This is a genomic window from Streptomyces sp. NBC_00620 (assembly GCF_026341825.1).
Classification (GTDB): domain Bacteria; phylum Actinomycetota; class Actinomycetes; order Streptomycetales; family Streptomycetaceae; genus Streptomyces.
This window is the reverse complement of sequence record NZ_JAPENY010000003.1, coordinates 1,792,258-1,805,929: the sequence shown is the minus strand read 5'-3', so window position 1 is coordinate 1,805,929 and position 13,672 is coordinate 1,792,258. Positions and strand designations below refer to the sequence as shown.

Below are 13,672 nucleotides of genomic sequence, written 5' to 3'. Positions count from 1 at the left end.
AGCCCAAGCCTCGTCAGCGCCTGGATCACCCCGGCGAGTGGAACTCTGCGGCCCATGGGCGCAGTGGTCGGCCAGCCGCGTGAAGATAATGTGTTCGGCTGCGGAAGCTGGGCGCATGCCCACCCTTCTTTCCCTACGGGGAACTCTGCGCGCCGCCTCGGTGTTCGTCGCCGCGCTGGCGCTCGTCGTGGCGGTGCCGCACGGCGCTTTCGCCGCACCCGGTGACCTGGACACCACGTTCGGCACCGGCGGAAAGGTCACCGTCGACGGCGCCTTCTCGGACGGTCAGGATCTGGCCGTCCAAGCCGACGGCAGGATCGTCACGGTCGGCGCCCGCCAGGACCCCGACACCTTCTACGCCGACTTCTCCGTGATGCGGCACAACGCCGACGGCAGCGTCGACACCACCTTCGGCGGCGGTGACGGCGAGGTGCTGACCGACTTCGAGCAGGGCGAGGACCGGGCGCAGGGCGTGACGCTGCAGCCCGACGGAAAGATCGTGGTCGTCGGCCGCACCCAGCGGACCGCGGACGAGTTCGCGGGCTGCTGCTGGCTCACGGTCGCCCGCTACAACTCCGACGGCAGCCTCGACACCACCTTCGGGGGTACCGGCTGGGTCGTCCCCGAGCTGGCCGGCGGTGCCGAGGAGGGCTGGGCCGTCGCGGTGCAGCCCGACGGGAAGATCCTTGCGGCGGGCTCGGCAGGCGGCACGTTCACGGCGGTGCGCTTCAACACCAACGGCACCCTGGACCCCACCTTCGACGGCGACGGCAAGGTCCTCACCTCGTTCCAGGACGTGGGCGGCGCGCAGGGGTTCGACATGGCCCTGCAGCCCAACGGGAAGTTCGTCATCGTCGGCTACTCGGGCGAGACCTCCTTCGACTTCGCGCTGGCCCGCTACAACTCCAACGGCAGCCTCGACACGTCCTTCGGCGGCGACGGCCGGGTCACCACGGACCTCGGCGGCTACAACTGGGGCCGGACCGTGGCCGTCCAGTCGACCGGCAAGATCGTCGCCTCCGGGTCGTCCGGCGGCAACTTCACCCTCGTCCGCTACAACCTCGACGGCACTCTCGACAGCGGCTTCGGCACCGGAGGCGTAGTCACCACCAACTTCGGCACCACTTCCGGTGTGGAGGCCCTCCTGCTCCAGCCCGACGACCGGATCGTCGCCGCGGGCACCGCCGCCGGGGGTGACTTCGCGCTGGCGCGCTACCAGGTCGACGGCGCCCTGGACACCGGCTTCGGCACGGGCGGGAAGACCACCACCGACTTCGGCATCGGCGACGTCGCGCACAACCTCGCCCTCCAGTCCGACGGCAAGATCCTCGCCTTCGGCAGCAACAGCGACGGCGACCGCGCCCTGGCCCGCTACCTCGGCGGCGCCGGCAGCCCGCCCCCGCCCACCGGCGTCGACCTCTCCGTCACCAAGACCGGCACCGGCACCGTCAGCATCGGCGACCGCGCCACGTACACCGTGACGGTCACCAACAACAGCACCAGCACCGCGGCCACCGGCGTCTCGCTCACCGACACGCTCACAGGACCCGCCGCCACGCTGATCTCGGCCACCCCAGGCCAGGGCACCTGCACGACCTCCGCCACCGGCGCGACCTGCGCCCTCGGCACTCTCCCGGCCGGGGCGCAAAGGACCGTCACCATCGTCGTCGAGCCCCGCGCCACCGGCACCCTCACCGACCGGGCCACGGTCACCGCCACCCAGACCGACCCGGCCACCGCCAACAACACCGCCACCGCGACCACCACCGTCAACAACTCCCGCGGCTGCACGATCACCGGCACGAGCGGCAACGACACCCTCAACGGCGGCTACGGCAACGACGTGATCTGCGGCCTCGGAGGCAACGACACGATCAACGCCAGCTATGGCAACGACACCGCGTACGGCAACTTCGGCGACGACCGCGTCGACGGCGGCTTCAGCGACGACACCCTCAACGGAGGCCCCGGCAACGACAACCTGATCGGCAACTACGGCAACGACCGGCTCAACACCGTCGACAGCGTCTCCGGCAACGACACCGCCAACGGCGGCTTCAGCACGGACACCTGCACGACGGACACCGGCGACATCCGGATCAGCTGTCCCTGAGCGACCGCGACGCGGAAGAGGGGCCCGGACCGGTTGTCGGTCCGGGCCCCTCTTCTCTTCTTTCTCTTCGCGTCAGCCGTTCACCCCCGTGTAGTGCCGCAGGCTCCACCGCCACAGCAGGCGGGAGCCCAGGTAGGCCGCCGCCCCCAGGAGCGGGGAGGCGGCCGCCAGCCAGTACGGGACGCCTGTGCCGGAGGTGTGGCCGGTCAGTACCGCGGCCGGGAAGTAGGCGACGAAGGCCAGCGGCAGACCGAAGGTGAGGAGGCTGCCGACCGCTCGCGGGAGGACGTTGAGCGGGTAGCTGCCGAAGGTGCCGAGGAGTTCCTCCAGCCAGCGGCCCCAGTAGTCGGCGGCCGGGAAGCGCAGGGAGGCGCAGGCCACGGCCGTGAACAGGGCCGCTTCCAGGAGCATCCCGCCGAGGACTGCGACCACGAGGTACGTGATGCGGGTCGCCGTCCAGTCGAGGTCGCTGCGGCTCAGCGCGCCCGCCATCAGGCCCGCCGCCACCGTCAGGTCGCCGATCGCGTTGGTGGGGAAGAACGACAGCTGGAGCTGCCGGTACACCGGCATCGGGCGTACGAGATACGTGTCGATCACGCCTTCCTGGATGTGCCGGCCAAGGCCGTGCACCCGGCCCAGGAACAGCACGAACAGGCCGTGCGCCAGCATCCGTGTCGCCGGGATCAGCAGGACGTCCGAGCTGTCCCAGCCGCCCATCCCGGCGAACCGGGTGAGCAGCACCGTGGCGAAAACGATCACCGACACCTGCCAGACCGCGCCGATCGCGATCATCATCAGGAACTCGGAGCGGTACTCCAGCTGTGCGCGGAAGTTGAGCCGGGTGATGCGCCACACGATCCGGAGGCCGTTGAACGAAGAGGTCTTCGACAGATTCTTCGGCAGATTTCTCGAGAGGTTCTCCGACGACATGTTCAGCCTCCCTGGGAGATCACGCGGAGGGCCGCGCGCCGCCACAGCAGGCGGGTGAGCAGGGCGAGTGCCACCACCCAGGCGGCCTGTACGGCGAGTTGGGGGCCCGCGTCCGACAGCGGGATCCGGCCGACGTACAGCGACAGCGGCACACTCAGCGTCGCCTGGAAGGGGAGGAAGCCGCTCATAGTCACGAACCAGTCGGGGAAGAACCACAGCGGCGCGTACACCCCGGCCAGCAGGTTCTGCGCGAAGATCAGGATCATCATCGCGGCGCCGTTGCGGAGCGTCCAGAAGCACAGCTGGTCGAGGGTGAGCATGATGTAGTAGAGGACCCACTGGCCGAGCAGTGCGCTCAGCATGAACACCCCTGTCGCGGCAGGGGACTTGGTCGGTTCGATCACGCCGGCGGCCAGGCAGACCAGGTATCCGGCGAGCACCCAGATGAGCCCGTAGAGCTGCTCGCCGAGGGCCCGCCGGGCGTAGTAGCGCCCGGGCGAGAGCGGACGCAGGTACCAGTAGACGATCGTGCCGAAGTGCATGTGCTGGAGAACCGTGTCCCGGCCCGCGTACTGGTCCAACTCCCTGATGCGGGTGGCCAGTACGGCGAGTACGGCATACGTGACGGCCTGGTCGCGGGTGAGTCCGGCGGTCGTGCCGGTCTGCTCGTACAGGCCGTGCCACAGCGAGGCCACCAGCACCACCTGCACGGTGAGCCGGAGCAGGGCCGCGGTGATCCGGGGAGGTGTGTGCAGCTCGCCGAGCGGGGTGACCCGGGTGACGCGCCAGGCGCGCGGGGCGGAGGGCAGGGCCATGGGGTCAGCCTCCCTGCGCCTGTACGGGCACCTCGCGCAGGTAGGCCGCCCGCATCACGTCCTCCAAGTCGGCCTCGTCCAGGGCGACATCGTTGACCTCGTACCGTTCGATGACCTGCTTCAGTGCCTGGTGGACGGTGGGCGAGGCGGCGCCCTCCGCCGGTCCGAACACGAGCTGCGGGCCCTCGCGCCGAAGCAGCGCGATCCCCGGCGGCAGTGGATCCACGGGCGCGTGCGGATCGGCGAGCGTGGCCCGCACCTGCCAGGTCGAGCCGAACTTCCGGCGGATCTCGTCGAGGGTGCCGTCCAGGACGAGCCGACCGTGGTTGATCAGGACGACTCGTTCGGCGAGCCTCGCGACCTCCGTCATGTCGTGCGTGGTCAGCAGGACGGTCCGGCCGCGCTCCTCCACCTGGTATCGGAGGAACTCGCGCACCTGCTCCTTGACCACCACGTCCATGCCGATCGTCGGCTCGTCGAGGAAGACGACCGGCGGATCGTGCAGCAGCGCGGCGGCCAGGTCGCAGCGCACCCGCTGGCCGAGGGAGAGGTGCCGTACGCGGGTGTCCCAGAAGGAGGAGAGATCGAGGAGCTCGTCGAACTCCCGCAGCCGGACCGCGTGTTCGGCCTTGGGCACCTCGTAGATGTCCCGCAGGATTGAGAACGACTCGCGCACCGGCAGGTCCCACCACAGCTGGGTGCGCTGCCCGAACACGGCGCCGATGTTGCGGGCGTTGCGCTCCCGCTCCAGGTAGGGGACCACTCCCGCGACGCGCGCCTCGCCGGACGTGGGAGTGAGGATGCCCGTGAGCATTTTGATGGTGGTGGATTTGCCGGCGCCGTTCGGGCCGAGCAGGGCGAGGAGTTCGCCGGGGGCGACGTCGAAGGTGATGTCGGAGACGGCGTCCTTGGCGACGCGCTCCGGGTTGACCAGCGATCTGAGCGCGCCCGCGAAACCTGGGCGGCGGACGGTGGTGTGAAAGGTCCGGGAGAGTCCACGGACCTGGATGCTTTCGTTCACAGCGTTCACGCTGGTTGACCCCTTCACGTCGATCGCCCTGTGCGCGGCGTGCATGCTGTTGGCGCGCCGCTCACGTCTCACCTGCTGTTGACCCTGTTCACACCCCTTCCGCCGACGACCGTCTCGTCAGCCGCACCAGCCACACCGTCGCCACCAGCGATCCGCCTGACAACACGGTCAACAGCCATGGCACCGCGTGAATCCCGGACGCCTCGATGCCCACGCCAAGCAGCGGCGGGGCCGCCACCCCGCCGATCATCGACGCGGCGATAACCCAGGCGCCCGCCCGCTTGGCCCCCGGAAGGGCCTGGTTCAGCCAGGGCAGCCCGGTCGGGAACACCGGCGCGATGAACAGGCCCACACCGGCGTACGCCACCGGTGCCGCCCCCGGTATCAGCGCAAGCAGCAGGCACGCCGTCATGCCGGCCGCGCAGACCGCGAGGATGCGCTCGGGCGCGTACCGCAGGGTGATCGGCACCACCAGGAAGCGGCCCACCGTCATCATCAGCCAGTAGACCGAGGTGGCGGAGGCGGCGACGGTCGCGCTGTAACCGACGGTCTCCAGGTGGGTGGGCTCCCAGCCGCCCACGCCTGCCTCGACCGCCACGTTGAGGATGTAGAGGACGAGGAAGCCGACCAGGACGCGCGAAAGCAGGCCGCTGGAATCCCGCGCCTTCTCGGCGGGAGGCGACGGCGCCTGGCTCCCGACGCCGCCCGTGCACAGGATCAGTGCCCCCGCCAGCACGGCACACGCCCCGAAGGCGTACGGGTAGTCGTCTGGCCCGGTCCAGGCGATGAGCGCGGGACCGAGCACCGCACCGATCCCGAAGTGCGCGTTCAGTACGTTGAGCATCGCCGTCGAACGGTCGCCGAAGCCGACCGCGAACAGCTGGTTGAGGCCGTAGTCGATGCCGCCGAAACCGAGGCCGCCGAGGAAGGCGGCGGCCAGCGCGAGCGGCCAGTTGGGGGCGAGCGCGAAGCCCGCGCCGCCCGCCGCCATCAGGACGTAACTCGCCGCCAGCAAAGCCCTGTTGCTGATCCGGGAGTGGATCGCGTTGAAGGCCAGGACGCCCGCGACGCCGCCGGTGAAGTGCAGGCTGAGACCCAGCCCGGCGGCGGATGGGGACAGGCCGTACTCCTCGCGCAGCCCGGGAACCGCGGGCCCGTAGAGCGCCTGGAGCATGCCGATGAGGACGAATCCGACGCAGGACGCGATCGCGGCCGGTCGGGTGAAGAGCCGACCGGCCGCGGGCTGTATGACGGTGTCAGTCATGAATCTCCGAGAAGAGATACGAGAACTCCGCGGGAGCGGCCCGCAGTTGGTACTGAGGCAGCGCACCCGGTCCGCACGACTGCGAGCCGATGCCCTGCTGTCCGTGGTCGAGGTTGACCCAGACCGTGTCGCCCGGTTCCAGATCGGTCAGATGGTCGGCGGCGTCGAGCTGCTCCGTCGTCCAGCGGCGGGCCGTGAACCAGAAGGATGGATCACCTTCCATGCGCAGTCCACCGATTTCCGCCCAGCGGACATCGGCCCGCGCACCGTTCTCCTGCGGACGGACGTACGGGGTCTGCAGCTCGTCCACCGACGACTCCCAACGCCCCACCATCGACGCCGACTTCGTGTCCGGATATCCCTCACCGGGCCCGCCGCCGAACCACTTCACCCGGTCCGCCGACGAAGGCAGCCCGAGCCGGATCCCGAGCCGCGGCAACGGCAGCGTCCAGTCGCCCTCGGGCGCCACGGACACGGTCAGCCGCAGCCGCGTCCCGTCCGACGTCCACCGGTACACCGTGCGCAGGCCCACCTCACGGGCAGCGGGCGCCACCCGGGACCGTACGGTCAAGGCGTCGTCGGTCAACTCCACGGCATCCAGCCGGTGTTGCATCCGATGCAGCCCGAGCTCGCGCCAGAGCGGGCCGTAACGGATGTCGGGCTGCCAGGACGCGCCGTTGTCGTTGTCGGTCGGGGCGCGCCACACGTCGAGGCGCAGCCCGGTGACGTCGACCCCGCCGATGGTCTTCAGCGCGCCCGTACGGGCGTCGAAGGCGGCCGGGCCCAGGGTGATCTGCCGCACGCCGAGCGCCGGCCTGTCGGACTGCGCCACCTGACCCAACACCTTCTCGGTGGCGGGCAGTTGAGCCCAGGCCACCTGATGGCCCTGCGGACCCCAGGCGGTCTCCGCTGCGAGCACCGCCCGTACCGTCCACCCCGTCTCGGCCCCCCGACCGTCCGCGGGCGAGGCCGGAAGCTTCACAACGGCCGACTCGCCCGGCAGGAGCGGGGGCACGGACAGCGCGCCCGCCTCCACCGTCTCCCCGTCGACCCGGTACGACCACTCGAAGGCGAGCGCCGAGAGGTCGGCGAAGTCGTACGCGTTCGTGACGCGGACGCTGCCGTCCGCCCCGTCGCCCTCGATACGGACCGGCTCGATCACCTTCTTGTAGTCGACGAGACCGGGTGACGGAGTCCGGTCCGGGAACAGCAGCCCGTCGCAGACGAAGTTCCCGTCGTGCAGCTCCTCCCCGAAGTCGCCGCCGTACGCGAACCCGTAGCGCTCGTCCTTGATGCCGTGGTCGATCCACTCCCAGATGAACCCGCCCTGGATGCGGTCGTACGACTCGAACAGCCGCTGGTAGTCGGCGAGTCCGCCGGGTCCGTTGCCCATGGCGTGCCCGTACTCGCAGAGGATGAAGGGGAGTTGGCGTCGGACGTGCGATCCGCCGTCCAGGCCCCGGCCGATCCGCTCGACCTCCGTGTGCTCGGCGTACATCCGTGAATACACGTCCGTGTCACGGCAGTTGATGTCGCCCTCGTAGTGGATGAGCCGTGAGCGGTCCCGGCCGCGGATCCATTCGGCCATGGCGGTGAGCCCGCGCCCGGTGCCGGCCTCGTTGCCGAGGGACCAGATGACGACGGACGGGTGGTTCTTGTCGCGCTCGACCATCCGGGACGCGCGGTCAAGGAGCGCCGGGGTCCAGCGCTCGTCGTCCACCGGGTTGTCGCGCCAGGCCTGCTCGGTGAAGCCGTGGGTCTCCAGGTCGCATTCGTCGATGACCCAGAGGCCGTACTCGTCGCACAGGTCGAGGAAGGCGGGGTGCGGCGGGTAGTGCGAGGTGCGCACGGCGTTGATGTTGTGCCGCTTCATCAGCAGCACGTCCTGCCGCATGGTCTCCAGGTCGAGGGCGCGGCCCCGCTCCGGATGCCACTCGTGCCGGTTGACGCCCTTGAAGAGGAGCGCCCTGCCGTTGACCTTGATCAGACCGTCTTCAAGCACGACCGTGCGGAAACCGATCCGCAGGGGGACGCGCTCGCCCTCCGTCGTCAGCACCCCGTCGTAGAGGCGGGGCGTCTCGGCCGTCCACGCCTGGACCGGCACGGTCACCGACTCGCCGGTGGCGACATCGATGTCCAGGGCGGGCACGGTGACCCGCCCGTCGACATCGGAGTCGACGCGCAGGGTCCCCTCGCCGCGGACATGGTCGTACGACGCGTGCACGAAGTGGTCGAGCACGCCGCCCGCCGGACGGTGCAGCAGCGTGACGTCCCGGAAGATGCCCGGCAGCCACCACTGGTCCTGGTCCTCCAGATAGGAGCCCGCCGACCACTGGTGGACCCGCACCGCCATCACATTGCCGCCCGGCTTCAGCAGATGGCCGACCGCGAACTCGTGCGGCAGCCGCGAGCCCTTGAACTCGCCGATGTCCGTGCCGTTCAGCCAGACCCGGGCACAGGACTCCACACCGTCGAAACGGAGCACGGAGCCGCCGTCCCCGGGCCACTCCTCGGGCAGATCGAAGACTCGCAGATGGTCACCGGTCGGGTTCCCGGTCGGCACCCGCGGCGGGTCGACCGGGAACGGGTAGAGGTGGTTGGTGTAGATCGGCGCGCCGAAGGCTCCGTCGCCCTGGAGGACCCAGTGGCCGGGGACCGACACCTGTGCCCAGTCCCCGGCGTCGTACCCCTCCGCCGCGAAGGAGTCGTCCTCGGCATCGGCGGTGGGGGAGAGCCGGAAGCGCCAACTGCCGTTCAGTGACAAGGACCGGGCATCCGAGGACGCGTACCAGGCCCGTGGCGGAAGCGCCCCGCTGCCGGGTGAGACGTCCTCGACGTAGTCAATGGCGGTAGTGGTGCGGAAGGACATGGGTCTCCAGGTTTTGGGAGTGGTCTTGAGCGAGTTGTGTCAGCCCTTGATGCCTGTCTGTGCGATCCCCTGCACCAGCCAGCGCTGGAGGAAGAGGAAGACGAACACCAGGGGCAGGATGGAAATCGCGGTCGCCATGAAGATCAGATGGAAGTTGACGGTCTGGTTGGTCATGTACGAGGAGAGCGCGACCTGCACGGTCCAGGCTTCCTGGTCCTGGCCGATGACCAGGGGCCACAGGAAGGCGTTCCAGCCGCTGATGAAGGTGATGGTGGCGATCGCGGCGAAGAAGTTCAGCGAGTTGGGCACGACGATGCGCCAGTACGCGCCCCAGTAGCTGAGCCCGTCCACCCGCGCCGCCTCCTCCAGCTCCTTCGGGAACCCCAGGAAGTACTGCCGGAACAGGAAGCAGGTGAAACCACTGAAAAGCCCCGGGACGATGAGACCTTGCAGACTCGACACCCAGCCGAGGGACGAGACCAGCACGAAGCTCGGCACGAAGGTGACGGCGGTCGGGACCATCAGGGTGACCAGGACGACGTAGAAGATCTTGTTGGAGTGCTTGTAGGGGATGCGGGCCAGGCCGTACCCGGCCAGCGAGCACACCAACAGGGTGCCGACGGTGTGCAGGATGCCGACGACCGTCGAGTTCCACAGGGATTGTGCGAAGGGGACCGTGGGGTCGTCGAACAGCTCGGTGAGGTTGCCCCACTGGATGTCGGTGGGGAACCACTTCCAGTTCTCGCCGGTGATCTCCGCGTCCGTGGACAGGGCGTTGCGGACGATCAGATAGAAGGGGACGAGGAACAGCGCTGCGCCGATGCCGGCCGCGAAGTAGAGACCGGCGCTGCTCATGACGCCGCCGCGCCGCCGCACGGAACGCGGCTTGCCGACGACCGGAGGTGTTGTGGTGGTCACTTGGCCTCCTCACCCTTTCCGAAGCCCATGAACCTGCCCTGTGCGAGGGTCACGACGCAGATCAGCAGGGTCAGGATCATGGCGCCCGCGCTGCCCGCGCCGTAGTCCTGGCTCTCGCCCAGCGCCGTGTAGTACAGCTCGACCAACGGCGGGCGGCCCCAGGTGGTTTTGGCGAGGAGGTTGAAGAACTCGTCGAAGGCCTGGAAGGCGGCGACGAGCAGCAGCAGGATCACTGCGGTCGAGGTGGCGCGCAGCTGCGGGAGCGTGATGTGCCGGAAGGTCTGCCAGCCCCGCTTGGCACCGTCGATCGCGGCGGCCTCGTACAGCTCCGGCGGGATGTTCTGCAGGGCCGCCAGGAACAGGATCATGTAGAAGCCGGCCTGCAGCCACAGGCGCACGGTGACGATGACCAGCCAGTACCAGGGCGGGTTGGGGTTGGCGAGCCAGGCGATGTTCTCGACACCGAACCAGCCGATGACGGTGTTCATCAGGCCGAAGCGGACCCCGCTGAAGATGGACATCTTCCAGATCAGCGAGGCGGCCACGAAACTGACCGCGGTCGGCAGGAAGAACACCGACCGGAAGAACGCCCGCATGAAGCGCAGCCGGTTCACCAGCAGCGCGAGGCCCAGCGAGAACGCCCAGGTGACGGGCACGATGAAGGCGGCGAAGACGGTGAAGGTGACGAGGGACTCGGTGAACTTGTCGTTCGTCAGCATGTACGAGTAGTTGTCGAAGCCGACGAACGTGCTGGGGGTGACCGTGTAGCGCGCCTCGAAGAAGGAGAGGTACGCGCTCCAGCCGATCGGGATGTAGACGAAGACGGCGAGCCCGATCAGGAACGGGCCGGTGAAGAGCCAGAAGTTGAGGGTGCGGCCGCGGACGCCGCGCCGCTTGTGGACCTTGGTGGGGGTCCCGGCAGCGGCGGGGCTCTTGGCGACACCGCTCGTGGTGGTGGTCGACATGTCGTCGTGGTCCGTCCGCCGGCCTATCCGAACAGCTTCTTGAGCTCGCGCTCGACCGTCTTGTCGGCCTTGTCGAGCGCGGCCTGCGGATCCCCGCCCTTGCGGACCGTGTCGGCGACGACCCCCTCAAGGGCGACGATCATGGCCTGCGTCCAGGCCGGGTTGTCGAAGTGCCCGTACTCGTCGAAGAGCTTCACGCCCTCGGCGGGCAGGCCCGACTTGAGCTTGGTGGCGGAGGCGGCGAGCGAGGCGCGCGGCGGGATGTGGAAGCCGTAGGAGAGGGACCAGTCCTCCTGGTACTCCTTCTGGTCGATCCAGAGCCACTTCACGTACTCCTTCGCCGCGTCGATGTTCTTCGACTTGGCGTTCACGAACATCGACCAGCCGCCGTTGGTGACCGCGGGCTTGCCCGCGTCGGCCGACTGCGGGAACGGGAAGATGCCGACGTCGTCGCCGAGCGCCTGCTGGATCACCGGCATCGCCCACATGCCGCACCACTGGATCGCGACCAGGCCCTGGGTGAGGGCGGAGGGGTCCCACCAGTCGGCGGGCGCGTCGAGCAGCAGATGTCCGTCCTTGAACATCGTGCGGAGCTGCTTCAGGCCCGCCGCGACCTCGTCCGTGTGGTACGCGATCTTGTTGTCGTCCGTGAGTGTGTTGGCGCCCGTCGACCAGATCAGCGGGTTCATGACGGGCGTGATCGAGTTGCCGAGGAAGACGCCCTTGACCTTGTCGGTGGTGAGCTTGGCCGCGGCCTCGACCAACTCGTCGAGCGTGGCGGGCGGTTCGATGCCCGCGTCCTCCAGGACCGACTTGCGGTAGAAGAAGAACTGGGGGTCGTCGATCATGCGGATGCCCCATATCTTCCCGTCGATCGTGTGGGACGCGATGTCGGCCTGGTTGAAGTCGTCCTTGACCGGGGCGATGAGGTCGGTCAGATCGGCCACCTGGCCGCTCTCGACGAGCTGGATCTGCGGGTGGAACTCGAACACGTCCGGCGCGTTGTCGGTGAGCAGCGCCGAGAACAGCTTGCTCTCGAAGTTGGAGCCGGTGATCCACTGCGTGGTCACGTTCGCCTTGTCGTAGGCCTTCGCGTACTTCTTGATGGCCTGCTCGGTGCCGGCCTCGCCGTACGCGTGGAAGTACTGCGTGAGGTTCTTGCCCGAACTCCCGCCCCCGGAGCGCCCGTTGTTGCTCCCGCAGGCGGCCAGCGGCCCCAGTGCGGCGAGGCCCGCGGCGGCTCGCAGTACGGATCGACGGTCCCAGTTGCTGCTGCTCATTGCCGACATGGTGACGCCCTTGTCTCTAGTACGGCTGCGGCTCAATTCCCTGTGCGGTGCGGGACGTTAACCTTCGGCTAAGGCTTCGGCAAGGGGTCGGACGAAGTCTGTTCGAAGCGTTGTGCCTGGTTCGGGATACCGGACGTGCGGGCCCCCTGAAGGCGGGGGCTTTGTACGCTGCGGTGGGTAACTACTTGCGCTTGGCGGGCCGTTGGCCGACCGACTGGAGCGCCCCTTCCAGGGCGAACGTCGCGGCTCCGAGGCAGACCGGATCGGTCGGAACGGGGGAGAGGACGATTTCGGTGGCCGCGAACGGGCGCTTCAGCGCATGCCGGGCGACGGCCTCGCGGACCTCTTTGAGCAGCGGTTCGCCAAGCGTCGCCGCGACCCAGCTGCTGAGCACGACCACCTCGGGGTTGAGGAGGTTCACCAGGTCGGAGATCCCGGCACCGAGGTAACGGGCGGTGTCCCGCACGACCTTGAGGGCCACCGGGTCCTGCGCGGCGACACCGCGGGCGAGCGCGTCGATCGTGGCGGTCTGGTCCTCGGGGTGCAGCAGCGGGCTGCGCGGGCTCAACTCCCGCAGGTTCAGCATGATTCCGGGCGCCCCGACATACGTCTCCACGCATCCGTGGTTCCCGCAGTGACACAGCCGGCCGTCAAGGACGAGCGTCGTATGGCCCCACTCGCCCGCGCTGTTGCTGACCCCGCGGTGCACCCCGCCGCCGAGCACGAGCCCGGCCCCGACACCGGTACCGAGGTTGACGACCACGGCGTCCCCGCGCCCACGGGCCGCGCCGAACCACAGCTCGGCGACCGCGCAGGCGCGCAGCGGATTGTCGAGGTACAGCGGGTAGGCGATGTGCTCGGCGAGCAGCTCGAGCAGCGGCACGTCGTGCCAGTCCCAGTTCGGGGCGTACTCGCACACCCCGTCCTCGCGGTCGACCTGGCCCGGCACGCTCACGCCGACACCGAGGACGCGCGCGCCCTCGATCCCGGCCTGGGTGACCACCGAGCCGACGGCCGCGGCGACATGCCCGACGACCTGCTCCGGGCGGCTCTCACCGGGGCGCATGTCCTCGGTGGCGCGGGCGAGCACGTTCAGCGCGAGGTCGAACAGCTCCACGCGTACGTACGTCTCCGCGATGTCGACGCCGATCAACGCGCCCCCCGACGCGTTGACGGCCACGAGCCCCCGCGGGCGGCCACCCGCGGAGTCCTCGAACCCGACCTCGGTCAGCATCCGAAGGTCGAGCAGCTCGCCGACGAGCGTGGCGACCGTGGCCAGGCTGAGCCCGGTGGCCGCCGCCAACTCCTGCCGGGAGGTGGGCGACCGGGCGATGATCTGGCGCAGGACCTCGTAGCGGTTCGCCGTGCGGATGTCGCGTGATGTGCCGCGCTTCATCGATCTCCCCTCGGATCCCCGCGCCCGTGCCGAGGCTCGCAAGCATCGGCGCGGCGCAAGGCTATGGTCTGGGACGGACTTTC

10 protein-coding genes are annotated in these 13,672 nt (G+C 69.2%); 1 reads left to right on the top strand and 9 read right to left on the bottom strand.

All coding sequences use genetic code 11. The features are described from left to right. The first annotated feature begins 115 nt into the window (after window positions 1-115). Window positions 116-2,113, top strand: a complete 1,998-nt coding sequence (locus OG246_RS39125; protein WP_266473878.1) for a calcium-binding protein — start codon at window positions 116-118, stop codon at window positions 2,111-2,113. Window positions 2,114-2,185: 72 nt separating this feature from the next. On the opposite strand, the gene OG246_RS39120 is transcribed toward OG246_RS39125, so the two are convergent. From OG246_RS39120 to OG246_RS39080, 9 genes are all read right to left on the bottom strand, one after another. Next, a complete protein-coding gene (locus OG246_RS39120) occupies window positions 2,186-3,043 on the bottom strand; it encodes an ABC transporter permease (protein WP_266473876.1) in 858 nt (285 codons plus the stop codon). A gap of 2 nt (window positions 3,044-3,045) precedes the next feature. Beyond that, window positions 3,046-3,858, bottom strand: a complete 813-nt coding sequence (locus OG246_RS39115) for an ABC-2 family transporter protein (protein WP_266473874.1) — start codon at window positions 3,856-3,858, stop codon at window positions 3,046-3,048. A gap of 4 nt (window positions 3,859-3,862) precedes the next feature. After that, complete coding sequence (locus OG246_RS39110; protein WP_266473872.1) at window positions 3,863-4,879, bottom strand: ATP-binding cassette domain-containing protein; 1,017 nt, start codon at window positions 4,877-4,879, stop codon at window positions 3,863-3,865. A 97-nt stretch (window positions 4,880-4,976) separates the two neighbouring features. Then, on the bottom strand, window positions 4,977-6,152 hold the full coding sequence (locus OG246_RS39105; RefSeq protein ID WP_266473870.1) for a sugar MFS transporter: 1,176 nt from the start codon (window positions 6,150-6,152) through the stop codon (window positions 4,977-4,979). After that, window positions 6,145-9,021 carry a glycoside hydrolase family 2 TIM barrel-domain containing protein gene (locus tag OG246_RS39100; protein WP_266473868.1) on the bottom strand — a complete coding sequence of 959 codons (2,877 nt, stop codon included), beginning with the start codon at window positions 9,019-9,021 and terminating at the stop codon, window positions 6,145-6,147. The genes OG246_RS39105 and OG246_RS39100 overlap by 8 nt, the downstream gene beginning before the upstream one ends. A 39-nt stretch (window positions 9,022-9,060) precedes the next feature. Next, window positions 9,061-9,876: a carbohydrate ABC transporter permease gene (locus OG246_RS39095; protein WP_266475023.1), complete on the bottom strand. Its 816-nt coding sequence runs from the start codon at window positions 9,874-9,876 to the stop codon at window positions 9,061-9,063. Between the two features lie 59 nt (window positions 9,877-9,935). Continuing rightward, the gene (locus OG246_RS39090) at window positions 9,936-10,904 is read right to left on the bottom strand and encodes a carbohydrate ABC transporter permease (protein ID WP_266473866.1); all 969 of its coding nucleotides are present in this window, start codon (window positions 10,902-10,904) and stop codon (window positions 9,936-9,938) included. Window positions 10,905-10,927: 23 nt separating this feature from the next. Continuing rightward, window positions 10,928-12,193 carry an ABC transporter substrate-binding protein gene (locus OG246_RS39085; protein ID WP_266473863.1) on the bottom strand — a complete coding sequence of 422 codons (1,266 nt, stop codon included), beginning with the start codon at window positions 12,191-12,193 and terminating at the stop codon, window positions 10,928-10,930. Window positions 12,194-12,374: 181 nt separating this feature from the next. Then, window positions 12,375-13,589, bottom strand: coding sequence for an ROK family protein (locus tag OG246_RS39080; protein WP_266473862.1), 1,215 nt, complete (start codon window positions 13,587-13,589; stop codon window positions 12,375-12,377). Window positions 13,590-13,672 lie beyond the last annotated feature (83 nt).

Excerpts from the sequence above, each read along its gene's own strand:
- OG246_RS39125 (WP_266473878.1), top strand. The coding sequence starts at position 116 with ATGCCCACCCTTCTTTCCCTACGGGGAACTCTGCGCGCCGCCTCGGTG.
- OG246_RS39120 (WP_266473876.1), bottom strand. The coding sequence starts at position 3,043 with ATGTCGTCGGAGAACCTCTCGAGAAATCTGCCGAAGAATCTGTCGAAG.
- OG246_RS39115 (WP_266473874.1), bottom strand. The coding sequence starts at position 3,858 with ATGGCCCTGCCCTCCGCCCCGCGCGCCTGGCGCGTCACCCGGGTCACC.
- OG246_RS39105 (WP_266473870.1), bottom strand. The coding sequence starts at position 6,152 with ATGACTGACACCGTCATACAGCCCGCGGCCGGTCGGCTCTTCACCCGA.
- OG246_RS39100 (WP_266473868.1), bottom strand. The coding sequence starts at position 9,021 with ATGTCCTTCCGCACCACTACCGCCATTGACTACGTCGAGGACGTCTCA.
- OG246_RS39095 (WP_266475023.1), bottom strand. The coding sequence starts at position 9,876 with ATGAGCAGCGCCGGTCTCTACTTCGCGGCCGGCATCGGCGCAGCGCTG.
- OG246_RS39090 (WP_266473866.1), bottom strand. The coding sequence starts at position 10,904 with ATGTCGACCACCACCACGAGCGGTGTCGCCAAGAGCCCCGCCGCTGCC.
- OG246_RS39085 (WP_266473863.1), bottom strand. The coding sequence starts at position 12,193 with ATGTCGGCAATGAGCAGCAGCAACTGGGACCGTCGATCCGTACTGCGA.
- OG246_RS39080 (WP_266473862.1), bottom strand. The coding sequence starts at position 13,589 with ATGAAGCGCGGCACATCACGCGACATCCGCACGGCGAACCGCTACGAG.